The following is a 24561-nucleotide window of genomic DNA, read 5'->3' on the forward strand; positions in this document are numbered from 1 at the left end:
TTTACTGTTCATTTTATCAAAATTAGAATTTTATTATACTATGTGATAGATATTTTGTTGACTAGAAAGATTCAGATTTTGGTAATAGGACATAATGAAAATGGGTCTACTCCTGAAACTGAAAAAATCGCATATGAGACAGGTCTAGAAATTGCCAAATCAGGAGCTGTTCTTATCACAGGAGGTCTAGGCGGCGTAATGCATGCAGCATGCCATGGTGCAAAAGATGGAGGGGGACTTACTGTAGGAATAATACCACAAAACGATCCATCTTTTGCAAACGAATATTGTGACATTATTATTCCAACTGGAATTGGCTTAGCCAGAGATTTTCTTAATGCACTAGCTGGGGACGGAGTCATCATTGTAGGAGGTGGTTCAGGCACACTTTCTGAAACATGTGCAGCATACATGTACAAAAAACCTATTGCCGCGATAAAAAATAGCGGCGGAATAGCAGATAGATTTGCAGACCAATACCTTGATCATAGAAAAAATGTATGATAGTTGGGGTAAATTCTCCAAAAGAAGCTGTAAAATATATTTTAGAAAAAATTAATGCTTCATAGATACAAGTAGGGGATCTGGTTCATAAAATTGGCCGTATTTTTTAGCTTGTTCATTTAACGTGGCAACTATGTTTGAGATGCCAAGTTCTTTTCCAGTTTCAAAAAGTGGTCTTTTAAGTCCCATCCCAAGTTGTAATGCTTTTTCAATTTCCGGTATATCGCTTGCTTGATTTGTGACAAGCCACGCTGCATTGTTTAGCATGTTTGCAACAAGTTCAATTGGATCGAATCTTTTTGCCAACTCTTCTGACAAGGGAATACGCTCATACTTGTCTCCAGAATATTCATAAAATCCGGAACCAGTTTTTTGTCCTAGTTTTTTATTATCAAAGAGTTCTTGAATTTTAGGATGTGGATTTATTACTTTTTTGTCTCTCAGATACATCTCAATTGTTGCTTTGTGAATCACATCCAAGCCTGTGAAATCAGCAAGCTCAAAAATTCCCATAGGAAAACCAAGCTTGAATTTCACTGCAGAATCAATTTCTGTCATGGATGCATGACTTCTATCCATGGCCCATGCTGCTTCGTGTACTAGTGGGATAAATATCCTGTTTACAATAAATCCCGCAACATCTTTTTTGCATAAAACCGGTTCTTTTGAAACTGATTTCACAAAATTGATTGTTAATTCAACCAATTCTTTTGAAGTTTTTTGTCCTGGGATTACTTCAACTAGTTTCATAAGTTGAGGAGGATTAAAAAAATGAATTCCGATGAATCTTTCTGGTCTTGTAGTTGTATTTGCTATTTCTGTAATTGGTAGAGTACTAGTATTTGATGCAAATACTGTTTTTTTATCTGCTACCTTATCTACCTCAGTGTAGACTTTTTTCTTTAGTTCCATTATTTCTGGAACTGCCTCAATCATCAAGTCGCAATTTTGTAGTGCTTTTGCAAGATCAACTTCTGGTATGATTCTTGAAAATATCTTATCTGCGTCTTGTTGTGATAGTTTTTGTTTTGATACAAGCTTATCAAGACTCCATTTTATTTTCTCCATTGCTTTATCCAAAAATTGTTTTTCTACGTCTCTAAGGATGACATTATATCCTGACATGGCGGAAACTTGGGCAATGCCATGCCCCATAATACCAGAACCTAATATTGTGATATTTTTTATTTCCATTAAAAAATGAATTATTAGATCCCTTTCTAAGTTATTCGGTCTCTGAGATTTTAATTATATCACATATCAAGAGATCAACTATAAACCATCTATGATTGATTTTAAATGAGCAGGCAAATCTGGAAGTTCTCCTGTATGACTAACGTTGTTTTGCAAAACATCAGGTCCTATCCTGCGAACCTTCTGAGTTCCAATCAGTGTATCAATGCCTCTCTCTATGTCTTTGAGTGGCAAAATATTTTCGAGTTTTCCAATCAAAATGTTTTCAATTTCATACTTGTTTATGGCATATTGAAGTAAAATTAGTCGATCATTTAACGAAAGATTTTCCATTTAGTTAGAATCCATGTGTACAATAAAAAAGGTTGCTAAAATCTAATCAGTTGAGCATAGCTATCTTCTTAAAACCCAAAAACAAAGATAATCAGATTTTGGACGTAGAAAAATTCACAGACGATGTTTATACAATTGCACAGCGACTATCTGCAGGAAAATCTCCCGAGATAAAATCAAAAATAAATTTTGTTCGCGAAAGACTAATTGAATTATATACTCAAAATCTTGTAAAAATAAACCATTCTGTACTTGAAATAATATGTGCTTCAAATCTTATCGCTGAAGGATATACAGTAGATATTGAACAACACCTTTCTGATATACTAGTTTGCGATGTATTTGCAAACAAGGGAGATGGAACATTCATTATGGAAATTGAGACAGGGTTCACACCTCCTGACCATGCTTTAGATACCATAGATTACTATGTTGCCAGAATTGCAAGCAAAATATCAAGATACAGTAAATATTGTTCTAAATTTGCGTTAGCAACACCAGTTGTTGGAATTTTGCCAATCCCAAAATTATTCTTAAAACCACCGATCAAAAGAACTCCTGCAGAAATACAAAAAATAAAAAATCTTTGCGATAGATTTTACAAGAGCCCACCTATTGATCTTGATGATATCTTAAATGCCAGATTACATTCAGTTTATTTAATAAATATCGACAAATGCTTTGCAAAACAATTAGATCCCTATGCATATCTTGAGCTAACGGAAAAATTACAGGAAAAAAGCGAATTAGATTTGTAAACTGTAATTATGGTTTTTTAGAATTACGTCTTTTTTCCATACAAATTTTAATTTCATCTGGCGCATGCTCTTTAATTGGTTTTCCACACATTGCACAAGTTGGATTTGGTTGTATTGGTTTACGTTCAAATTTCATAATCTGTTTTATCGTTTAGAAGATACGATTACTAATATTATGAGTTTTGTTGTGCATTTTTTAGTTGCATAATTGAACGCAAAATAAGGCTTGAGATGCCAATATGTGTTGTAAGAAAACTAGCTGTTTCTTCTATCGCATTATTTCCTCTATACCCTTCATCATAGGTAATTTCGATTTCACCTTTATCAGTCTCAATGTATGCAGTAATAAGCGAATAGGGACCAAGTTTTTCATCTTTATTTTGTATGTAAAGATTCAAGTGAATGTTTTTTACCATGTAGCCTTGTTCGATAAAATTTCCAGAAGATAAAATGACGATTGTTTTATCAGGGATTTTGTTTATTCTTTCAGGACTAGCAACGTCTATAACTTTCACTACCATATAATGACAGATCTTTCTAAATAATTTTGCTTACTTTTCTTCGTCAACGGTTCCACCCTGTCCATAAATTGCAGGCATGGTGAGTGTACTGGTGATATGTGGCGTGTTCCGAACTTTTGATATTGCAGAATCTATTTTTGATACATTATCTGCATATATTTTAACAAAAACATCGTATTTTCCCATAACGCCATTTACTTCTACTACTTCAGGTAGTGCCTTGATTATTTCTATAACATCTTTTTCACGTCCAGGAACACATGTTGCTAAAATGTATGCCAGCATGTGATACAAAAGAAAATTTACTAATAAAAAGGCTTCTTGATTTTTGTTTTAGTTGATAGAAAAACAATACCTAGAACACTAATAGTTAAAATCAGCATTGCAACTGGACCAAATTCTGGAATCACTGTAGTGCCAAATATTTGTAGTTGTGTTGCATCTACAGGTATCATGCAATCCATTATTCTGTCAGATGGTGTCTCTATTTGTGTACACTGTGAAATTAAACCATCAATTTTTGCAACTAACAAAGAACCAGGTGCATCTATGATTATCTTTGGAATCTGGAATTCCTGCATTACAGAACCGCTAGATATTGCACTTGCATTAACGTTAACAGTAACGGAATTATCTACAGTTGAAATTGAAACATCACTATATTTAATCAAATTAGTATTATTGCCTCTAACTTTGATGGCGTAATCACCAACTGGAATTAGTTGCATTTGGCTTACCTGAACTGCAAATGATGTTTTTCCGCTCTGATCACCATATTTTATTTCAACATCATAAGTGCCAGGAGTAGCATCCTCCCCTATCACGAAATCATGAGTAAACAGATTATTGGATAAAGTAACCTGACCCACTTCATAAACATTACCAATGGGATTTCGAACTATAATTGTTGCAGGATTATTATCAACAACTTTTGCTACAGAACCTGAAATGATGACTTTGTCACCTAGTTGGTAAACAGGTTTGTTTGTAGTTGCAATTATTCCAGTTGATCCTACTTGTGCATTTACATTATTTACAATAAAAATAGCAAGAACTGTTATCATCAAAAGTGTGATGGCTAGTCGCATGAAGATTTTGGTGAATTTTTATTGTATTTAATTGTAGGTTTACAAGTGTTGACGCTATAGATATGCATCTAGCCCTGTTTTTTTAGATACCCCAGATTGTTGTTTTTCTAAAACCTTTGACATTTTATCCCCCATGTTTTTAGCTGCCGTCACTTTTCTTTTTCCAATCCAATAATATGTCTCATCAACAGTATCTTTTGCAATAAGAACAACCAGACGACCAGTGTCTTTTCTACCTGTACGACCCTTTCTTTGTATGTATCGGATTGAACTTGGCACATTATCAAAAAAAACAACAAGGTTTACCTCTGAAATATCTAATCCTTCTTCACCAACACGAGTAGCAACTAGTACTTTGTATTCACCATCCCGAAATTTTTGTACTGTCTCAATCTGTTTTTTTTGTTTAAGTCCTGTTTCACCTGCTTTGCCAATTAAAAACCCTGCAGCAATTCCCATTTCAATTAGTTTTTGATGTATCACATCCACTGAATCTCTGTAACTAGTAAAAACAAGTGCCTTACCTTGAAGTGACTCTATGATTTCTTTTAATTTTATTATTTTGGAATGTTCAATTCCTTTTGATTTAGCAAGTTTTGCAAGTCGTATAGCTTTGGCAAAATTCAAATCATTTTCAAAAAGATCTTTTATTCCAATTCCTTTTTTCTCTTGTGTACGCTCACAAAATCTCAAAAACGATGTAATGCCATGAGATTCCAGAACATTTAGTGCATGAATTATCCTTATTGCTGTAAAAAGCGGTTTTGCAGCCTTCCTATTTTGTCGTATTACAAATTCTCTTGCACGTAAGAGTTGGGATAATGATTTACTATCAGAGAGGTTCAGACCAGCTCTTCGTAAATCTTGATATCGTGATTCAAGTGCAGCTTTGATACACAATTGAATCTCTTTCATCTCTGATGGAAGATCAACTGTAATCCATTGAGTATTAGTTTGTTGAACATATGGTATTACATCAGGACTTTCTTCATTTCTTTGTGCTATGCTTGTAATTTTTAAAATATTAAGAATTTCAGTTGCTTTATCTTTTTCGCTTGGTAGTGTGGCCGTCATACCTAAAATTCGCACATCAGAAGTTTGGAATCTTTCTGCAATTCCAGAATATGCATAGTCACCTATAGTCCGATGTGCTTCATCAAAGATTAACAAGTTAAATTGATCCGGTGATACAATTTGTCTGTCAAGATCATTTTTTGTAATCTCCGGAGTAGCGCAGATTACGCTGTTTACCCATAATTTTTTTCTTTTTGTAACGAGATCTTCGCCTGTTATTAGTGCAATATCATCTATGAGAAGATTTTTTTTTAAAAATTCGTAATGTTGGTGTGCTAGAACTCTGGTCGGAGCAAGAAATAATATGCCTCCTGTTCTCCTTGATAAAAACTCGGCAATAACCTGTAATGCTACCGTTGTTTTTCCCAATCCAGTAGGAAGAACTACCAGACAGTTTTCTTTTATTGCCTGATTTGCAAGGTTTACCTGGTATTCTCTATATTCTATCGATTCAGGCTTGATTAACTTGTGTTCAAAATACTGTGAATCCAATTAAATTCATCTTCTTTTAGACAAGTAAAAAGTTTCTTTCAATTTCATCTTTGTAATATTCTATGTATATGAATACGAGGTTATAACGATCACAAAAGTACTGACTGAACATAATATGTAACATCACATAATAGACCTCACAATATTGAAATTAGCTGTATGATGTGCATTTATTATGAAACTTGTCGAGGAATGTAAATTTGGAACCTCTTGAATTCTGTGATCTTTGTTTTCAGCGAGGAAAGACCAATCTCTGTGAAACCTACAAAAATACATTTACAAAAATCAGTCCATTACATTTCACACAGCAAACAAGACTAGATAAAATTCTAACTAGATTAGAAATAAGACCGCGATTAATAGACAGACGTTGGACATGTGTTGTTGATTCGTCAAAACGAGCAGAGTTTCTTGATTCATTATGGGGAATCAGCATTACCATGCACACGTTAAATGATCACGTAAAGGTCCTGACAAAATTATACAAGCCTGACTCAAGAAGATTGGGAGCACTTGAAGAGTTTGAGCTTCCAAGTCCAGAATCATGGGAGGAGTTTAATCCCAAATCAAGGGTTTGGGACATGATCAAAGTCAAACAAAAAAACACAAAGTTTTTTGCCAAAGTTAATCTTGGCAATATTTTAAAACATTCCAGTTTTGAAGGAACGAGTTATTTTCGTGCGTATTTAAATAATGATTTACCAGTACTTGCTCCCATGGAAAAACGTGGTGCGTACAACATCATGGCTACCATTACAGAACCTACCGCGGCATACTGGAAAACAGATAGTACAAATGAACGTGGATTTATTGAAAATAAACAATTAATCAACATTCCTGATGAAATTTTCAATATTTTAAGAAGATTGGGAACTACTGACAAAAGAATTCCAGAAATGTTAATTTTTGAATATGCTGATTATGAAATTGTAAAAACAATTCTAGGATGCATTAAGATAGACTTGATAAAATCTACTGATACTATGACCGCATTATTTGAAAAAACTTCGGTGACACCAATAATAATTGAAAATTTAGAAAAAGAACGCCTTCAAGCTATGTTGGACATAATCACAGAAATTGGTGGTAAAATTGAAAGCGAGAATGAACATTTTACTATCTCAGGAAAAAAAGGTTCAGTAAAACTAACTTTTGTAGATAATGACAAAAGCATTCAGGACGGTATTGAAATCCGAATTTCAATATCTGCATTTGAAGATCCTGCCAGATTTACAGAAATTTTATACATGATAAAAAAAAGGCTCGGCCTTCAGGATCTGCCTCTTGAAACCATGGTCAGTCAACATTGGCCAATAATCACAGATTCGGATTTACAATATGTAGTACAATCCGCAATTTCATGGTGGGCAAGTAACTCTGTCTTGGCATCAAACATAATTGGTGAAAAAAATAAATTTGCCAAAGTTAAAGAATGGTTTTCCAAAATTAAAGAAGGTAAAATCAGATCAAACTTAGATACCATAACACTAGGAAAGATTATCAAATTCAAAGAAGCTAAACAATAATGTACTAGTTAAAACATAAAATCAATATGAACAAACCCTTTGAGCGTCCAACGTGGGATGAATATTTTATGCTGCAGGCAGAATTAGCAAAGCTTCGCTCAAACTGTATAACAAGACAGGTAGGAGCTGTAATAGTACGTGATCACAGGCAGATAGCAACTGGATATAATGGGACCCCACCAGGTGTAACAAATTGCTATGAGGGAGGCTGTAAGCGATGCATCTTACGCAGTGAGGGAAAACTACAGTCAGGAGAGGGTCTTGACAGATGCATTTGCAATCACGCAGAGGCAAACGCCATAATGAATTGTGCCATACTAGGAGTTGGTTCTGGCACAAAAGATACCACACTTTATACTACTTTTGCAACATGTCTTGAATGCAGTAAAATGGCAATTACAATTGGAATCCAACGCATTGTTTGCCTTGGTTCATATCCAGAAACTGATTTTAATCTTTTAAAAGAAGCAGGAATTCAAATAGATACTTTAGATAAGAAAAAAATGCAATATTGGATAAACATTCTGCTTGAGGATACGGAAATGAATCTTATCCCAACAAATTAGGTATAACATATGCAACAAAATATCATTGGTGCGGTAGATGAAGTAACAACAACAATGCCGCCGGCATTACTTGTTTCTGCGACATATGACGGCCAAAAAAAATCCGTGATTCTAAAATTCTATGAACCTAATTCAAAGAAAATTCTCTTGTGGACAGACAATACTGGTCATAAACCATACTGTTATTCCAAACTAGATCCTGAAGAGCTGAAATTTTTATCAGATAGAAAAGATGTATTGGAATTAAAAAAAATTGAAAAAATAGATCTTCTCAAAGATAGAACGATCAATGTAACAAAAATCATAGTTACAGATCCGCTTGCCATAGGAGGTACTCAGACAGATAAGAGCATCAGAAACATAATTGAAACTTGGGAATCTGACATAAAATATTACGAGAATTATCTTTATGATTATTCTCTAATTGTTGGCAAATATTATACCATTACAAATGGCAAGTTAGAAGAATACAGCTATAAAATTCCAGATGAAGTTCAACTTGCGCTAAAAGGGTTATTGTATGACAAAGTCACAAACATGGGAATTATTGATTCTAAAGAGTTTCAAGATCACATATCAGATTGGGCAAATTTGCTAAACCAACCAATCCCAAAAATTAGAAGAGTTAGTTTTGACATAGAGGTAGAATCCGAGACAGGAAGAATTCCTGACGCAAAAATAGCTGATAAAAAAATCACAGCAGTCGGATTTTCTGGAAGCGACGGTCTAAAACAAGTCTTTGTATTACAAAAGAAAGACAAACAACCTGGAAAAAGCGAACTTTCCTCTGACATCAAAGTTTCGTTTTATGATGAAGACAAAGAAAAAGAAATGATACGAGACACTTTCAAGATTTTAACAGACTATCCATTTGTAATTACCTACAACGGTGACGATTTTGATATGCCATATATTTACAATCGGGCTGAAAGACTTGGGATAGATTCTAAAGAAATTCCACTAATAATGATGAGGGACTCTGCAACTCTAAAGCATGGAGTGCATCTTGATTTGTACAGGACGTTTTCAAACCGTTCATTTCAGATTTATGCATTTAGTCACAAGTACAATGATTTTTCACTAAATAGTGTTTCAGAAGGATTGCTAAATGAATCAAAAATTGATTATGATGGGGAGCTTGATGATCTTTCATTATACGAGCTTGCAAATTATTGTTACAATGATGCAAAGCTAACACAAAATCTGACAAGCTTTAACAACGACCTGCTAATGGATTTGCTAGTTGTCATAACTAGAATTGCGAGAATGCCAATCGATGATATTTCAAGAATGGGAGTATCACAATGGATTCGTAGCTTGTTTTATTTTGAACACAGAAAACATAATTTTTTGATTCCACAAAGGCAGGAGCTTGATCAAAAATCTCCATCTGTATCTACAGAAGCAATAATAAAAGACAAGAAATACCGCGGAGGTCTAGTTGTGGAACCAACCGCTGGAATTCATTTTGATGTATCCGTAATGGACTTTGCAAGCCTGTATCCTAGTATAATCAAGGTACGCAATCTCTCATATGAGACAGTAAGATGTGTTCATGATGAATGCAAGAAAAACACCATTCCTGGGACAAATCATTGGGTGTGTACACGTAAAAATGGCCTTACTGCAGTTTTAATTGGCTCTTTGCGGGATTTGCGAGTAAATTATTACAAAAGCCTTGCAAAAAATCCATCACTTGATGAAAATCAAAAACAATTGTATACGGTAGTAAGTCAAGCACTCAAAGTCATACTCAATGCAAGCTATGGTGTAATGGGCGCAGAGATATTTCCTCTTTATTGTTTGCCAGTAGCAGAGGCAACCACCGCCGTTGGCAGATATACAATTTTAGAAACAATTGAAAAATGCAAATCAGTTGGCATCGAAGTATTATACGGTGATACTGATTCATTATTCCTAAAAGATCCTACAAAAGATCAGATTCAAACTGTTGTAAGCTGGGCAAAAGAACAATTTGGTGTTGACTTGGATCTTGACAAAGAATACAGGTATGTGGTATTAAGTACAAGAAAGAAAAACTATCTAGGAGTACAAAATGATGGCAAAGTTGATGTCAAAGGACTTACTGGGAAAAAATCTCACACACCTCCATTTATTCGAACTCTGTTTTATGAAATTTTAGAAATTTTGTCCAAAGTAAAAACAACACAAGAGTTTACTGAATCAAAAGAAAAAATCAGCGAGATGATAGCAGGTTATGCAAAAAAATTAAAAGCAAAACAAATTCCACTAGCTGAGCTTGCATTTAATGTAATGATAAGCAAAGCACCGTCAGAATATGTGAAGACCATTCCACAGCACATCCGTGCAGCCAAACTTTTGGAGCAGATTAGAGAGATAAAAAAAGGCGACATCATATCATATGTGAAAATAATTAACAAGCCAGGTGTCAAGCCCGTTGAACTAGCAAGACCAGATGAAATTGACTCTGCAAAATACATGGAATTTATGGAAAGTACTTTTGATCAAATTCTCTCGTCCATGGACCTTGATTTTGCCACCCTCATTGGGGCACCAAAGCAGACAGGATTAGACCAGTTCTTTTGGAACTAAGTGTATTGTTTTAAACTATTGAGTGTAATTAGGTTATTCTAATATTCATACAATTTATAAGAGGATCTTGCAATTTTTATAAATATGCGAAAAGATTCATGTAGGTCATGCGGAGAAATATTGCAAGAATTTCAATCTTGCCCCGACTGTAAAGAATGCATCCAATTCAAATGCCTACGCTGTAGGAAAACAGGAGAAATCCAAATACATCCAAAATGCAGAATGCCAGGCAATGCTATTGCAAACTAGATTTAGTTTGTCTTAATATTAATTTTAAAAAACATTTCTGTAGTATACTATTATATGATGTAATATTGACAGCCCATCTAGTAAAATGAGTTACCTTGATCTTTACATGAATAGAAATCCTCTGATAACTAGTCCAAATGAAGAAGGCGATGTTTCTGCAATAGTATATGGAGTTCCATTTGATTCAACACACTCCTTTAGACCAGGAACCAGATTTGGACCAGATGCGATAAGACTTGCACTAAACAATATAGAGATATTTTCCACTAGATTTAATGTTGATTTGGAAAGCGTCAATATTGAAGACTTGGGAAATACAAGACATACAGTTGTTGCAGCAGAAGTTATAGACATGGTAGGAAAGATAACTGCTGAACTTGCCAAAAGAGAAAAACAGTTAATCATCTTAGGTGGAGAGCATTCAATTACTTATGGAACATACATGAGTTTTCCAAAAGAGACGGGCTACATTGTCTTTGATGCACATTATGATTTACGTGATGAATTTGCAGATATCAAACTCAGTCATGCAGCATACCTTAGAAGAATAATTGAAACACGTGGAGCTGAAAACATTATTCATGTTGGTGCAAGATCCTTTGTAAAAGAAGAGCTTGCATTCAAAGAAGAGCATAAAGTGAGAACCATCACGGATAAAGATATTCGTGAGGGAAAAGGTCCAAAGCTAGTAAAAGATGCAGTCTCTACGTTTGACAAAATTTACCTCAGTGTAGATTTGGATGTATTAGACCCTGCATTTGCACCAGGTGTTGGAAACCCAGAAGCATTGGGCATCACCTCAAGAGAACTCTTTGACATGATATATTCCTTAGAAGAGAAAAACATACCATGTATGGACATAGTGGAACTTTGCCCGCCATATGATAATGGTGCAACTGCGTCACTTGCTGCAAAGCTAATGTCCGAAGTCATTGCCATGAATATTTCACATTAAGAAACAAGATAAGCAAGACTCACTAATATCAAACATGAAATTAGATGAACACGAGATTATGAAAAAGGGCATGGGTTTTTTGGAAGACGGCAAATATGAAGAAGCTCTTGATTGTTTTGAAAAAATATTATCATCCAATCCAAATGATCCTGACATTTGGAACAAGAAAGGCGTTGCACTTCGTAGTCTTGGTAGATATGATGAAGCAATAGAATCTTTTAACAAAGCTCTTGAGATCACCCCAAGAGACTTGGATGCATCATGATTTTATTGGAAAAGTTATAAAATAATTTTTTACATTTATACCATAATTTGCGGTCGTTTTGAAAGATGCTTGTTCATGTTTAATCGCATAAATGGTTTTCCCAGAGTTTCTTCTTTTATTGATTTTATCAATTCGTCAACCAAAAGAATCTTTGCGTCAGCAGACTTCCTATCTCTGATACCTATTTTTTCAGCATTTACCTCTTTTTCACCAATAACAATGATGTATCGTATCCATTCTGTTTCCGCATCACGAATGCTTTTTCCAACGCTTTCGTTTCTGTCATCAATATCTACCCGTATATCGTTTGTTGATATTTTTTCTGCCAGTTTTTCACAATAATTGAGAAATTCTGGTTTTACAGGAATAAGTCTAACTTGTGTTGGTGCAAGCCATAAAGGAAATTGCGGTTTTTTTCCTTCACTGATATCTTTTGCTGCCTTTTCAAGTAGTGCATAAATTACTCTTTCAATGGCACCGCTTGGAGAGTTATGTAGTATGATTGGATTTAGTGGTTTGTTGTTTTCATCTATAAATTCAATGTTGTAGCGTTTACCGTTTTCAACATCGATTTGATCTGTAGATAGTGCAGATGCTTTTCCCATACTGTCTACATAATTAAATTCCCATTTTAGTACAAAATAGAAGAATCGCTCCTTCCACATCTCAACTAGTACTGGTTTTCCAATCTTTTTTACAAGCTCCTCAATTAAAGATTTATTTTCATTGTAAAATTCTTCAGTAAATCTGATTGCCATTTCAAGATCAGCTTCTTCCATGCCTATACCTTTGATGACTTCCCTTGATAGATCAAATCTTTTTCTAAATTCTTCTTTGGCTTGTTCCATATCTTTGCACATGGCATGGCAATCAGGCATTGTAAATGCACGTAATCTTCTCAGACCTACTAGTTCTCCTGATTGTTCTTTTCTGAAGCTATATCTTGTCAATTCGTATAGTTTTAGCGGCATGTTTTTGTATGATAGCTGAAAGTCTTTTGCCATTAAAAATTGGCCAAAACAAGCTGCAAATCGTAAAAAGAGTTGCTTTCCCTCAGAATTGATGTTATACTGTCGTGCTGGAAATCTGTGAAAATAGCTCTCCATGCTAGGATGGTGAGAGTCATACATGATAGGTGTCTCAACTTCCAATCCTCCATACTCCATTACCTTGTCTGTGACATATCGCTCTAGGAGAGATTTTATCAGTCTGCCATTTGGGAAAAATCTCATGTTTCCAGAATCTGATGCTGGTTCATAGTCAGCTATGGCCATTTTTTTCATCAATCTGACATGTGGAGGAGGTTCGTCAACAGATCTTTTCTTTGCAGCTTCATATTTTGCTAAAACTTCAAGACCGGGATGTTTTGCAAAATTAAATTCCTCAACTTTATGCATCTTTCCATCAGTTGTCATGATATGCCAATACGATTGGATTTTTGATTCTGCCTTGACAGCGTCTGAAGTAGAATCTTTATCATCTACAGTAATTGTTTTAGAGTTTTCTGCCAAAGGATGACCTTTGACTTGAATTTTGTAAGACTTGGTCCACCCAAAAGGAGCTCTTGACACTTCAAGATCCGTGACAAGTGATTCCATTTCTTTTAATATTGATAATGCAGTACTTGGGGATGCAAGCTTTGAGCTAAGATGTGCATACGGATATAATAATAATTTTTTGCATCCTACTTTTTTCATTGATTCTGTGATTTCTGAGATTGCTTTTTTTGCAACAATGGAATTATCTCCGTCTTCAATTGCTACAAATGCCACTACAACCTCGTCTATTTTTTTGGAAGAAGGTTCAATCTCCTCAGCTGACTTTATCTCCTTTTTTACAGGTGTAAATTCAATACTATCGCAATGAAGTTGTAGTATGCGCATGTTTTGTTTCTTTTTTTGTTATCGACTTAAATGTTATGAAAATATTAAAAATGGATCGGAAGGGATTTGAACCCCTGACCACCGCAGTGTGAGTGCGGTATCCTACCAGCTAGACCACCGATCCGAGATAATCTAGGAACGAGTATTATTTAGTTGTTGAAAATAGTCAATTTGTCCTTTAATTTTTTATTTTAATTTAGTCATTTAGTTTTAACAATATTTTGGCCACATTATAACCAATTTTTTTGACTTGGTCTTCTTGTTTTTTGTCTTTTAATGTGCCATCCTCATTGAAAGCCTCGTGAGCTTTTGCTATTGCTATTTGGTCTGGTAGTACTATGACTCCAATGTTTCCAAGTATAGACCTCACATGGACTAGCCCTCTAAGACCGCCAAGCATTCCTGGAGAAGCGCTCATTATTCCCGCAACCTTATTTTTAAAACAAGCTAAAGGAATTTCACTTTCTGATTGACGCGATGCCCAATCAATTGTATTTTTAAAAACTGCAGAGATGGAGCTGTTATACTCTGGTGAAGAAATAAGAAATCCTTGGTGTGTTAACATCAAATCCTTGAGCTTACGTGCATTAGAAGGAAGCCCATCTTTTTGCTCCAAATCTCCATCATAAATTGGCATTGGAAAATCTCTAAGATCAATTACTGTGACATCTGCACCTCCTTCTGTTGCACCAGTAGAAGCTATTTTGACTAGTTTTTTATTATATGAATCAGTTCTAGTGCTTCCTGCAAATGCAAGGATTTTTGGTTTTGTCAAATTAAATCAATTTTGACTTATATTGTTCCTAGTCTGATATAAAATAGATGGCTTTGGAAGCTCATCAAAGATTACTAAATTCATTAGCAAAATCTATGGAAGACTTTGGAATAACCATTACACATTTGGATATTGATGGAACCCCAGAATATTTTGATGAAAAATATAGAAAATTACCTGCTCCAAAAGAAAGAGATGGGTACAAACCAGATATAGAAGGAATGAAAGGAATTCTGAGGCACCTGGGTGAGGCAAAAATTAAGATCAAAGATGACGAAAATTTTGTTCCCCAGTTTAGGGCATTTACTAGTCTAGAGATGAACGGCAAGGAGATTCCGCTTCATGTTGCAGTACCAAAGTCTCTTAAAAAAGAACTGGAAAAAAAGTTGTACAAATTAAATCTTTATAAAAAGTACAAAAATGGTACGATCAAGATCTGGGCAGAATGATCACATGAGATTATTTGGAAAAAATAACACCCATATTTAGATCCACCCAATCAATTTAGATTAAGCTAAATTATGTAGCCTAAGCTAAATGTTATATGAGGATTGGGCCATAATGCAATTATTACAATGCGCTCATCCAATTCAAAAATATCTCATTTTAGGAGTATTTTTAGAAAATTCATTGCGTATTCTGGTCCTGCATTAATAGTAAGCATAGCATATATGGATCCTGGAAATTATGGAACGGATCTACAAGGTGGCGCTGCTTTTGGCTATTCGTTACTCTGGGTTGTATGGCTTTCAAGTGCTATAGCGATGCTAGTCCAGTATTTATCTGGAAAATTAGGAATTGCTACAGAAAAAAGTATGGCAGAAATTTTGCGGGAAAAATTAGGTAGAAAGTTATTCATCATCCCATATTGGTTAAGTGCAGAAGTTGCAGCTGCCGCAACAGACCTTGCAGAATATCTTGGAACAGTCATTGCATTGAATTTATTGTTTGGTGTGCCAATGATCTATGCTGCAATCTTTGGAGCTGCAGATGTTATCATCATATTAGCACTTACATCAAGAAGATTTCGTCTACTTGAACAGCTCTTTTTACTTTTTGTTTCAATCATAAGCTTTGGCTATGTCTATGAGCTGTTAGTAGCACCACCAACTATTCATGGAATACTTTCTGGTTCATTTTCTCCTCACTTTGTAAATTCTAATGCATTGTTTGTTGCAGTTGGCATAATTGGCGCCACAGTAATGCCACATGTCGTCTTTTTACATTCTTTTCTTACAAAAGAAAAAGCAAGCGGCAAGATACTTGGGGAGAGAAGAAAGATGCGAAGACTACATCTTGCCGAGACCATATTTTTGCTCACCATAGCTGCCTTGGTAAATGCGGCAATCTTACTAATGGCAGCTGTTGCATTCTATCCTAACAATTCTCAAATTCAATCAATCTCGGAAGCTTACAAAACACTTGTGCCTTTGTTAGGAGTATCTGCTGGAGTAGTTTTTGTGATTACTTTGCTTTCATCAGGTATTGCATCATCTGCTGCAGGAACAATAGCAGGTCAAATAATAATGGAGGGGTTTTTGGGAAAAAAAGTCAACATGTGGCTGCGAAGAATAATTACAAGATTTGTAAATGTAATTCCAACCACTACTGCTATACTGCTTGGCTTTGATCCTTTGCACATACTAGTGTACAGTCAATTCATTCTGAGTCTGATGATACCAATTGCAGTAATACCAGTTGTCATACTTACAATGAACAAGAAATTAATGGGTGAGTTTGTGAACAGAAAAATTACAACCATAATTGCATCAGTTTTTGTAGGAATAATCGTAGGATTTAACTCCTATTTGTTGTTAAGTTTATGATTTAAGCAATAAAGATTTTGAATTATACTTCTGTTCAGTATGTGGGGTTTGAAATATTAAAATTATTGGTGTTCATTTTCGGGGTTTGTAAAAATTCTAGATATCTGTAACTTTACTCTTTTGTTTATGCCTACCCCTGAAATAAAATGCAAGTGTTATTCCCAAAGGTGTAGTACCATAAATAATAGCACCAATGTTTAGATTGATTAGACCGTAAGGGAAATCATCAGGATGGTATATGTAAAACAAATTATTTCCTGATATGATAATTAATTCCCAAAGAATTGATATGATGATATAGATTTTATATTTGGGTTTCATTTGAACTGCCCCTTTTGATGATGCTAGCTTGATAAGGCTTTCAATCTTATTTTGTCCTAAATCTAATTTTATTTCAGCTTGTTCAGTTAACTCAATCAAAATTTTAGGTCATTATCTTAAATTGGATATTCCTTTCCTTCAGATAGATTATTAATTTCTCGGCGTGTTTTTCATTTTCAGTCTCCAAACTTAAAGTTACACCTGCAGTGCCTGCTGGAATACTTGTGCTCAGTCTATCATGCACTACTTCAACTATATTCACGCTTAGTGCAGAGATAACATCAACTACCTCTTTGAGTGCACCTGGTTTGTCTGTCAATACGATAAATATTTTCACCATTCTTCCCATTTCTGTAAGACCCTTGGCTACAATCTGCCCTAGCAAATACATGTCAACATTTCCACCTGAAAGTATTGGTACAACCTTCTTTCCTCTGGCAGGCTTTTTGTCAAGCAAATAAGCAAGACTTACTGCACCTGCAGGTTCCACTACCATCTTTGTTCTCTCCATCAAAAGAAACATGGCCTTGACTATCTGAGAATCATCTACAAGAACTATGTCATCAATTAGTTCATTTATTATCTTAAATGTAAACTCGCCAGGTTTCTTCACAGAAATTCCATCTGCTATTGTCATTTGTCCTTTTACTGATTCTAGTTTTCCTGAATCAACAGATTTTTTCATTGCAGGAAATGCAGTAGATTGTACACCAATTACTTTGACTTTGGGTTTTTTTGTCTTGACTGCTTTTAATACACCTGCAGCTAATCCTCCACCGCCTATTGGTAGATAAATCTCGTCAACGTCTGGTAATGATTGCAAAATTTCCAATCCAATAACTCCCTGTGCTGCTATTACTTTTTCATCATCAAATGCATGGATTATTTGGGCACCTGTTTTTTGTGACAATTCTAATGCTTTGGACCATGATTCATCGTATATGGTTCCAGATAGTACAACGTTTGCACCATATGATCTTGTTGCAGCAACTTTGGCAGGAGATGCAGTGATGGGCATCACTATGGTACATGGAATTTTTTCCAACGCAGATGCAAATGCAACTCCTTGTGCATGATTTCCTGCAGATGCTGCAATTACTCCTTTTCTCTTTTCGTCTTTTGACAAAGTAGCAATTTTTGCATATGCACCTCTTACCTTAAATGAACCAGTCTTTTGTAGGCATTCTGATTTGAGATAAACCTTAGATCCCGTAATCTGGCTAAATGTAGCAGACATTTCCATCGGAGTTTTGCGTATTACGCTACTCTGGATTTTTTGCGATTTTAGTATTTCATCAAAAGTAAGATTCATCAAATTCAACAGATCTCTTACTGTATATTTGGTTTCTTGCCAAACGTTGTTCGCTAAAGGGCGCATGTATTTTTGATTTTAATGAAAAATTAACATAAAAAATACACAAAGAGGTCTTGTTTGAATAAAATTTACATCGATCTGGAAAAGGCTAAATACTATTTTGGATAGATCACAGATCTGTGTCAAGGGGTAGCGTGGCATCAACTCCCCATATGATGATGCCTTGCATCCAGTTCCATAGGCCCCTTGACTAAATTATAAAATTATAAAAAAGAACTAGAATATAAACAATTTTTAATTTTTCATTGCATCAAAAACTTTGTCCATTCTTTCCAATAATTTTTCTTTTAGATTAGATGAAATTCTTGCTGGATCAAAACTTCCTTCTTTGGTTTCATTCTTTAAATGCTCAAGATCAAATTGGCATAGACATCCCTCTTCTGCCCCTATCATCTTCATCTCATCAATCATCACTGGAACCGTATGATAAATCTCAATTAGCATGTTATCAAGCTCATTGAACAAATCTGAACGTCTCTTTGTTAGTTGTGCAAAATTTTCATCCGTATTGGAATATACCTGCTCAATCATTTCTTTGGCAAGGTTATCATTTTGGAATAAAATTTCAAAGAGTTTTTGCTGATCTACTGTTTCATAACCTAGTTCTTTTAATTTTTCCTGAATTATTTGATCACCTTTTGGAGCAAGATTGATTTCCAATTCATTTATCTTGTCAGTTATGTCTGCAAGTTCCTTTTGCACGTCAATTACTCTATGGTTTAGTTTGTAAAATAACAATGCATGATATTGTAGAGACATGTATCCTGAAAGAAGATAGTTTCCCTCTCTTGCTTCAAATCTAATAAAGATGCGCCGTAAATCTTTTTCATTGGAAGTAGATATATCCTGAGACCTCCAATCTGACAGTTTTTTTAATAACTCGCCATAAAAACGCCTAATCAATACAGGATCAAATGTATGTTGTTCAGAGACAGTGCCATCTCCTAGCATAACTTTCACATCCACATTTTTTGTTAGATTCACTACATGTTCCAAAAATAATGACCTTATTTTCTGACTTTTTTCAGTCATTAATTTTATAAACTCATCTTGAGATTTAGCAGGAATTTGCACAGTTTTTCCTTCTCAATCTCACTTAAATTTGATATGAAGAAATTCCATTTCTTTTTATATCAAATAGTATAAAATTTACATATCAACCATGCCTAAGACGTCTTTTAAGAAGATAATTTGCTGGAACTGTAATGTAGAGATTGTCCAATATTTCGATATTAAATACAAAGGTCATCGTGGTAAATGTCCAGTTTGTGGAGTGAATTTTCCCCTTGAATAAAAGAGAGAGCAAATCTTGAGTGAGGGTCCAGTTGAAGAAAAATCAGAGCCAATATCTACTAATAACATAGTAGACATGATGTTAGGTGCAGGTAGATCTGACGCCCTAGATACGGAATCGTTAATCAAGCAGACTCAAAAAAGAGTATGGAGTTCACTAAAGAAAGGCTATGAATATGATTATTCAATAGACGAGTCTGACCAATTTTTGCGATCACATGTAGATATGAAACTACATATGATTGTGATCTTTGTAGACATTGTTGGATCTACAGAGATGACACTCCAGTTACCTGCAGAGAAACTGGCAATTATCATAAGTTCATTTTCTCAAGAAATGAGATATGTTATCAAACATCATGATGGTTATGTTCTAAAATATGTAGGTGATGCAGTAATAGGATATTTTGTGACAGAAGATAGCCCACTTTTGATAGCTGACAGCGCTGTGAACTGTGCAAGAACCATGATTGACGTAATAGAAAGAGGAATAAATCCAATTCTTAGCGAATATGACTATCCAGAGATTCGTGCAAAGATTGGCATGGACTTTGGAGAAAACACCATAGTCAGATACGGCTCTGATCAAACTAGATCGCATGTAGACATACTTGGTCCTGCAATGAGCATTGCCGCAAAGATAACAGCTCTTGCCAGACCAAATCAAATTCTAATTGGGGAAGATGTTTATGATAAATTACATCCATCATTAAAACAATCATTCAAAGAAGTCGAGTGGCATGGAGACCAGTGGAACTATCATGACAGAGAAACTGGAAGACTTTATCGTGTTTATGCTTTAATTGATTAAACAGTAAATTTATCAGGACACTCAATGTGCTCGTAATGATGATCGGTAAACTTTTCACCTACAACATACATTACAATTTTGTATAAATCAGTTGAAAGTATATTTTTTTTACATTTTATACAGCTCATAGATATTGTTTTTGTCATTTTATCAAATGAGATCTGTGGCTTCTATAAGGATCAGCGATCAGCTGATCTTGATAAAAAATGACCATCGGTTGACAATCTGTTTTATGTATGATGCCTAATTTGTAACACGTAAAGGTGAAATAAGGGGGCAAAAAACCTCTAACATATGTGGAATATGGATACAAAAAAAATGTTAGAGTTTTACAACCAATACCAAAATATGGTAAACAGTCCATTTGCATTTCCACGTATGCCACCAATGGCAAATCATCCTCGTGGGATATCTATGACTGGCAAGCTAAAAGATAGCATAGTTAGAGACAATTCAGTAATGATGGAAAGATTGTCAGATTTTTACACAATGTTCCAACAATATGCAGCAGGACTTTTTGATTTAGCTCCAAACCAGTTTGGCCCATCTCACCCCATGCATAAAGGAGTAAATTCCGTAAATGCACTTCAAGTTGAAAACGAGCAACTAAAAAAAGAAAACGCCGTATTAAAAAAAGACTTGGAAAAACAAAAGCAAAAATAAAATCCACCTTTATAAAGCCTAGAACGTCATATTGAGCATGGTGAAGACCCCAGTTGAGAAATGGCAAGAAGATATTTCAGGTTATAGAAAAAAATGCCAAAAAATTCTTCTATCATCAAAATCGGTAAGATATGTAGGACTAATCAATGAATATGGAAGAACTATGACTGGAATAATAAGACCTGGTACCAAAATATATTTAAAATCAGAACCAGCTAGAAACGAATTCTTTCTAATTTCAACACTATTAACAATGAGACGCTCAAATGACAATGCAATAGGTAGTATGGATTGTGCAATTTTCAAACATGACAAAGTTACTTTGATTGCATTCCAAAGAAATGAAGGAATTTATTATATTTCGGTGGATAAAAATGCGAGCCTAAGTTCTTTAGATAAAATAATTAATAAAATCAAAAAATTAATTTAGAGTGGGGCAAACCCGTGGAATCCTCGTGCTTGTTTTACACTGTCTGGAGGCGCAGGTTCAAACAAAGATATCATATATTTATCAGGATCCAAAACTATTGCGTTTGTACCTGGCTTGTGAGATTCAATGTCTCTGTATATTGTAACGTTTTGTGATTTGAGTTCTTGTATTGCTGATTTAATGTCACCAACTACAAGACCAATTACAATGCCATTCTCAATAGACGTGCCCGTGTTTATCTTAGTTGTAGCAGGATGTAAAATAACCGTAGCACCTTGCTTTCCAAGTTCTACCCAGTTTTCTCTTTTGTTTTTAATTGGCATACCTATTATTTCATTATAAAATTTTACAGATTTTTCCAAGTTTGACACAGCAATTATTACACTACCAAGGTGCTTTATGTTCATAATGAAGTTTGAATATACTTTGTTAAAAACCCTTATGCTATACTACTTGAATCATTGTTTCAGTTCTTTCCACACCTTTGATATTTTGGATTTCAGAGGTAACATCTTTTATCTGTGACAATGATTTAACTTCGATTAAAGCTACTGCGTCAAATTGACCACTTACTGGAAACGAATCATATACTGATTTTACCATTCGTAATCTTGCGGCAATAAGTTTTTTTGGAGACTTTACCAGTACTACTGCTTTTACCATCCCAGGTTTACCTCCACCTCAATTAAAGTTTCAGTAGTAACAATTTCTCTAATCTTCTTAAAATCAATTACAACATTGTTAATGTCATCCATTGTTCCTTGAAGAACTACAACAATATCAGCTCTGCCTGTTACAACCATTATTTCTCGTACCACCTTTCGAATTTTTCGAAGTGTTAGTAGTACATTGTCTACCTTGCCTGGTTTAACAGTAATTAGACAAAGTGCGCGCATTATTAGTAATATTATTTACGTATGGATAAGTATGATCTTTTAAAAAATATAATTCATACAATAAATCAGTTGAAATTAATAGATGCAGATTAATCTTCTGAAGCTTCTTGAGAACGGGCCTCTTCAAGATACGCTTTTCGTGCCTCAAGTTCAGCTTCTTTATCCATATTTGTATCATCTTCTACCACGATAATTCCCGCATCATCACTAGAAACCAAATCCTGTTTTAGTTTTGGCTTAGCTTTTGCTGTTGCTTTTTTCTTTTTTTCACTAGAGCTCTTTTTCTTTGTTTCTTTTTTCTTATCTTTTGCCAATGACGATTAACCAAAATTGGAGACCATATTATTAAACTTGTCTCAAGATTGTTCGTCGATCACATGATCTAATTAATAAAATTCAGTGCCGCCGGCGGGACTTGAACGCGCGACAGCTCGGTCTTCAGCCGAGTGCTCTCCCGGGCTGAGCTACGGCGGCACATCGAAATATCCAATTTCGGGGGAATTAAAGTGTGTCTTTATTTTTTCCAGGCAATGTCATTGATCATTTTTCTTTTATTGATGACACGTGCTATAACAAAAAGCAAATCTGCTAATCTGTTTATGTAAATCTTACATGTCTTGTTTATTTCTTCAATTTCTGCCAAATACACAATGCTAGTTTCTGCTCTACGCGATATTGCACGAGCCATGTGTACTTGTGATGCTATTTGGTCTCCTCCAGGCAATATGAAATAAGAAATTGGACTCAATTCCTTTTCTAGTTCATCTATATGATATTCAAGGAATTCAACCATCTCATCTGTAACTCTATTTGAGATATTTTTTAAATCAGGGTTTGCGAGATCTGCGCCAACTACAAACAAGTCATTTTGAATCTTTGTCAGTAAAGATGTAATGTCAGCATCTAATTTTAATGAGAGTGCAATTCCAAGTGAGGAGTTTAATTCATCCACTGTACCATATGCAATTATCCTTGGACTTGATTTTCGTATACGATTACCTCCTATGAGACCAGTAGAACCATCGTCGCCAGTTTTTGTATATATTTTTACCATTGATTTATTGGTAGTTTAGGCGCTTTTATCTTGTTCGAATTATTTAATAGTACAAATAGTTCGGTTAGAACATGTTAAATTATCTACATATTCACTATAAATTACATTTAATTTGCAAGAACAAATCCAATGACAAACAAGTAGCAAAATCAAAAAATTCATCACATGACAATAAAAAGGAATCTTAATGTTATTTGATTTTTTTTATATTATATCAGAACTAAAAAAAATCCCTCGTAAGGGATGGAAGGATAAAGTTGGTATTACTCATCCTGAATCAGTAGCAGATCATTCATTTAGTGCAGCTGTTATGGCAATGGTTTTTTCTGATTTAAAAAAATTGAATACTGAAAAAATGTTAAAGATGGCATTACTACATGATCTTTCAGAATCCATTACTGGAGATTTTACACCAGAAGAAATTTCTAAGAACGATAAAAAAGAAATTGAAGATCAAACAATGAAAGAAATCCTTGCAAAACTACCGTCAGAAATTTCAATCGGATATGAAAAAATATGGAACGAGTTTCAGGATGGAACTTCAAAAGAATCCATATTGATGCATGAGATTGATCGTCTAGAAATGGCAATACAATCTTTAAAATATAATGCAGAAGGACATCCAAAAGATAAACTTGCATTATTTTTCGAATCTGCAAAAAAGGACATAAAGAGTAAAGAAATTCTAGAAATTTTAGGCGAGATATCCTATAAATAACAAAACATCAATACAAATTGTATGCAGTATTTTGTAGCCCTCAAGATTGGTGAGAAGCGTGTCAAGGAAGCAAGAATGCACCTAAACAAATATGCAAATGGTACAGCAATGCCTGCTCTTGCATTAAAGGACAACAAGACAAATGTCTGGGAACCAGTAGGTGAGGAAAACCTGTATGCTGTTCTAAATGATGGTGGAGGGTATGTATTAACAGATGTAAGTGGATACATGGTTGTATTATGTGATAAAAATGGTATTTCAAAAGCCATTGCAAGAGGACTGGATACTGAACGCAAAGATGCAATAGTGAAGATGTTGCAGGCAGATAGTCTTCAAGAATTCAAAGGTCAAGTATCACTGCCAGTATGATATAAAATTAAAAAATAAATGACATGCTAAATTAATAATAATCTAATC

At 34.6% G+C, this 24561-nt stretch carries 31 protein-coding genes and 2 tRNA genes; 14 read left to right on the forward strand and 19 right to left on the reverse strand.

Translation table 11 applies throughout. From position 1 onward, the window contains the following. The first annotated feature begins 57 nt into the window (after positions 1–57). Positions 58–504, forward strand: a complete 447-nt coding sequence (locus VEU72_05530) for a TIGR00725 family protein (protein ID HYL66595.1) — start codon at positions 58–60, stop codon at positions 502–504. Between the two features lie 51 nt (positions 505–555). Here the strand turns inward: VEU72_05530 and VEU72_05535 are convergent, their stop codons facing one another. Beyond that, positions 556–1698, reverse strand: a complete 1143-nt coding sequence (locus tag VEU72_05535; protein ID HYL66596.1) for a 3-hydroxyacyl-CoA dehydrogenase family protein — start codon at positions 1696–1698, stop codon at positions 556–558. Positions 1699–1776: 78 nt separating this feature from the next. After that, on the reverse strand, positions 1777–2031 hold the full coding sequence (locus tag VEU72_05540) for a hypothetical protein (GenBank protein HYL66597.1): 255 nt from the start codon (positions 2029–2031) through the stop codon (positions 1777–1779). Between the two features lie 98 nt (positions 2032–2129). Here VEU72_05540 and VEU72_05545 point away from each other — a divergent pair, with 98 nt between their 5' ends. After that, the gene (locus tag VEU72_05545) at positions 2130–2789 is read left to right on the forward strand and encodes a hypothetical protein (GenBank protein ID HYL66598.1); all 660 of its coding nucleotides are present in this window, start codon (positions 2130–2132) and stop codon (positions 2787–2789) included. Positions 2790–2796: 7 nt separating this feature from the next. Here VEU72_05545 and VEU72_05550 read toward each other — a convergent pair whose 3' ends face one another. The 5 genes from VEU72_05550 to VEU72_05570 are packed head-to-tail and all read right to left on the reverse strand — an operon-like array spanning position 2797 to position 5964. After that, the gene (locus tag VEU72_05550; protein ID HYL66599.1) at positions 2797–2925 is read right to left on the reverse strand and encodes a hypothetical protein; all 129 of its coding nucleotides are present in this window, start codon (positions 2923–2925) and stop codon (positions 2797–2799) included. Between the two features lie 37 nt (positions 2926–2962). Continuing rightward, positions 2963–3304 (reverse strand): hypothetical protein, encoded by a 342-nt coding sequence (locus VEU72_05555; protein HYL66600.1) that lies wholly within the window; start codon positions 3302–3304, stop codon positions 2963–2965. A gap of 36 nt (positions 3305–3340) precedes the next feature. Further along, the gene (locus VEU72_05560) at positions 3341–3595 is read right to left on the reverse strand and encodes an Lrp/AsnC ligand binding domain-containing protein (GenBank protein ID HYL66601.1); all 255 of its coding nucleotides are present in this window, start codon (positions 3593–3595) and stop codon (positions 3341–3343) included. Between the two features lie 20 nt (positions 3596–3615). Continuing rightward, positions 3616–4398 carry a PEFG-CTERM sorting domain-containing protein gene (locus VEU72_05565; GenBank protein HYL66602.1) on the reverse strand — a complete coding sequence of 261 codons (783 nt, stop codon included), beginning with the start codon at positions 4396–4398 and terminating at the stop codon, positions 3616–3618. A 54-nt stretch (positions 4399–4452) separates the two neighbouring features. Continuing rightward, positions 4453–5964 carry a DEAD/DEAH box helicase gene (locus tag VEU72_05570; protein ID HYL66603.1) on the reverse strand — a complete coding sequence of 504 codons (1512 nt, stop codon included), beginning with the start codon at positions 5962–5964 and terminating at the stop codon, positions 4453–4455. Between the two features lie 200 nt (positions 5965–6164). Between VEU72_05570 and VEU72_05575 the strand changes: the two genes are divergently transcribed. The 5 genes from VEU72_05575 (at position 6165) to VEU72_05595 (ending at position 12099) form a co-directional block, all read left to right on the forward strand. Then, positions 6165–7490, forward strand: a complete 1326-nt coding sequence (locus VEU72_05575) for a hypothetical protein (protein ID HYL66604.1) — start codon at positions 6165–6167, stop codon at positions 7488–7490. A gap of 26 nt (positions 7491–7516) precedes the next feature. Further along, entirely contained in the window at positions 7517–8056 is a 540-nt protein-coding gene (locus tag VEU72_05580) for a dCMP deaminase family protein (GenBank protein ID HYL66605.1), read from the forward strand. Between the two features lie 9 nt (positions 8057–8065). Further along, positions 8066–10630 carry a DNA-directed DNA polymerase I gene (locus VEU72_05585; protein HYL66606.1) on the forward strand — a complete coding sequence of 855 codons (2565 nt, stop codon included), beginning with the start codon at positions 8066–8068 and terminating at the stop codon, positions 10628–10630. A gap of 334 nt (positions 10631–10964) precedes the next feature. Then, positions 10965–11834 carry an agmatinase gene (gene speB, locus VEU72_05590; GenBank protein HYL66607.1) on the forward strand — a complete coding sequence of 290 codons (870 nt, stop codon included), beginning with the start codon at positions 10965–10967 and terminating at the stop codon, positions 11832–11834. A 34-nt stretch (positions 11835–11868) separates the two neighbouring features. Then, a complete protein-coding gene (locus VEU72_05595) occupies positions 11869–12099 on the forward strand; it encodes a tetratricopeptide repeat protein (protein HYL66608.1) in 231 nt (76 codons plus the stop codon). A gap of 35 nt (positions 12100–12134) precedes the next feature. On the opposite strand, the gene VEU72_05600 is transcribed toward VEU72_05595, so the two are convergent. From VEU72_05600 to VEU72_05610, 3 genes are all read right to left on the reverse strand, one after another. Next, positions 12135–13982 carry a threonine--tRNA ligase gene (locus tag VEU72_05600; GenBank protein ID HYL66609.1) on the reverse strand — a complete coding sequence of 616 codons (1848 nt, stop codon included), beginning with the start codon at positions 13980–13982 and terminating at the stop codon, positions 12135–12137. Positions 13983–14033: 51 nt separating this feature from the next. Continuing rightward, positions 14034–14106, reverse strand: a tRNA-Val gene (locus VEU72_05605). 72 nt (positions 14107–14178) lie between these two features. Beyond that, on the reverse strand, positions 14179–14757 hold the full coding sequence (locus VEU72_05610) for an NAD(P)H-dependent oxidoreductase (protein HYL66610.1): 579 nt from the start codon (positions 14755–14757) through the stop codon (positions 14179–14181). A 47-nt stretch (positions 14758–14804) separates the two neighbouring features. Here VEU72_05610 and VEU72_05615 point away from each other — a divergent pair, with 47 nt between their 5' ends. Together VEU72_05615 and VEU72_05620 are read left to right on the forward strand one after the other, a co-directional pair. Continuing rightward, positions 14805–15206 carry a hypothetical protein gene (locus VEU72_05615; protein ID HYL66611.1) on the forward strand — a complete coding sequence of 134 codons (402 nt, stop codon included), beginning with the start codon at positions 14805–14807 and terminating at the stop codon, positions 15204–15206. Positions 15207–15332: 126 nt separating this feature from the next. Next, positions 15333–16583, forward strand: a complete 1251-nt coding sequence (locus tag VEU72_05620; protein HYL66612.1) for an Nramp family divalent metal transporter — start codon at positions 15333–15335, stop codon at positions 16581–16583. Between the two features lie 96 nt (positions 16584–16679). On the opposite strand, the gene VEU72_05625 is transcribed toward VEU72_05620, so the two are convergent. The 3 genes from VEU72_05625 to VEU72_05635 all read right to left on the reverse strand — a co-directional run bounded on the left by VEU72_05625 (position 16680) and on the right by VEU72_05635 (position 19275). After that, positions 16680–17003, reverse strand: coding sequence for a hypothetical protein (locus VEU72_05625; protein ID HYL66613.1), 324 nt, complete (start codon positions 17001–17003; stop codon positions 16680–16682). Between the two features lie 4 nt (positions 17004–17007). After that, entirely contained in the window at positions 17008–18216 is a 1209-nt protein-coding gene (gene ilvA, locus VEU72_05630) for a threonine ammonia-lyase (GenBank protein ID HYL66614.1), read from the reverse strand. A 297-nt stretch (positions 18217–18513) separates the two neighbouring features. Continuing rightward, positions 18514–19275, reverse strand: a complete 762-nt coding sequence (locus VEU72_05635; GenBank protein ID HYL66615.1) for a hypothetical protein — start codon at positions 19273–19275, stop codon at positions 18514–18516. A 313-nt stretch (positions 19276–19588) separates the two neighbouring features. On the opposite strand from VEU72_05635, the gene VEU72_05640 reads away from it, so the two are divergent. From VEU72_05640 to VEU72_05650, 3 genes are all read left to right on the forward strand, one after another. After that, positions 19589–20383: an adenylate/guanylate cyclase domain-containing protein gene (locus VEU72_05640; GenBank protein HYL66616.1), complete on the forward strand. Its 795-nt coding sequence runs from the start codon at positions 19589–19591 to the stop codon at positions 20381–20383. A 303-nt stretch (positions 20384–20686) separates the two neighbouring features. Further along, positions 20687–21046 (forward strand): hypothetical protein, encoded by a 360-nt coding sequence (locus VEU72_05645; protein ID HYL66617.1) that lies wholly within the window; start codon positions 20687–20689, stop codon positions 21044–21046. Between the two features lie 37 nt (positions 21047–21083). Then, positions 21084–21476, forward strand: a complete 393-nt coding sequence (locus tag VEU72_05650) for a hypothetical protein (GenBank protein ID HYL66618.1) — start codon at positions 21084–21086, stop codon at positions 21474–21476. On the opposite strand, the gene VEU72_05655 is transcribed toward VEU72_05650, so the two are convergent. From VEU72_05655 to VEU72_05680, 6 genes are all read right to left on the reverse strand, one after another. Next, positions 21473–21883: a VOC family protein gene (locus tag VEU72_05655; GenBank protein ID HYL66619.1), complete on the reverse strand. Its 411-nt coding sequence runs from the start codon at positions 21881–21883 to the stop codon at positions 21473–21475. The two genes, VEU72_05650 and VEU72_05655, sit on opposite strands and share 4 nt — an antisense overlap. A gap of 37 nt (positions 21884–21920) precedes the next feature. Continuing rightward, positions 21921–22139, reverse strand: a complete 219-nt coding sequence (locus tag VEU72_05660; protein ID HYL66620.1) for an Lrp/AsnC ligand binding domain-containing protein — start codon at positions 22137–22139, stop codon at positions 21921–21923. Further along, positions 22133–22372, reverse strand: a complete 240-nt coding sequence (locus tag VEU72_05665) for a hypothetical protein (protein HYL66621.1) — start codon at positions 22370–22372, stop codon at positions 22133–22135. Before VEU72_05665 ends, VEU72_05660 begins: the two co-directional genes overlap by 7 nt. Positions 22373–22461: 89 nt before the next feature. Beyond that, positions 22462–22686 (reverse strand): hypothetical protein, encoded by a 225-nt coding sequence (locus VEU72_05670; GenBank protein HYL66622.1) that lies wholly within the window; start codon positions 22684–22686, stop codon positions 22462–22464. Positions 22687–22772: 86 nt separating this feature from the next. Then, positions 22773–22846, reverse strand: a tRNA-Phe gene (locus VEU72_05675). A 40-nt stretch (positions 22847–22886) separates the two neighbouring features. Continuing rightward, positions 22887–23426, reverse strand: coding sequence for a cob(I)yrinic acid a,c-diamide adenosyltransferase (locus VEU72_05680; GenBank protein HYL66623.1), 540 nt, complete (start codon positions 23424–23426; stop codon positions 22887–22889). Between the two features lie 187 nt (positions 23427–23613). On the opposite strand from VEU72_05680, the gene VEU72_05685 reads away from it, so the two are divergent. Beyond that, positions 23614–24144, forward strand: coding sequence for an HD domain-containing protein (locus VEU72_05685; GenBank protein HYL66624.1), 531 nt, complete (start codon positions 23614–23616; stop codon positions 24142–24144). A gap of 21 nt (positions 24145–24165) precedes the next feature. Further along, positions 24166–24513: a hypothetical protein gene (locus tag VEU72_05690; protein ID HYL66625.1), complete on the forward strand. Its 348-nt coding sequence runs from the start codon at positions 24166–24168 to the stop codon at positions 24511–24513. Positions 24514–24561 lie beyond the last annotated feature (48 nt).

The organism is Nitrosopumilaceae archaeon (assembly GCA_035631875.1).
Classification (GTDB): Archaea; Thermoproteota; Nitrososphaeria; order Nitrososphaerales; family Nitrosopumilaceae; genus TA-20.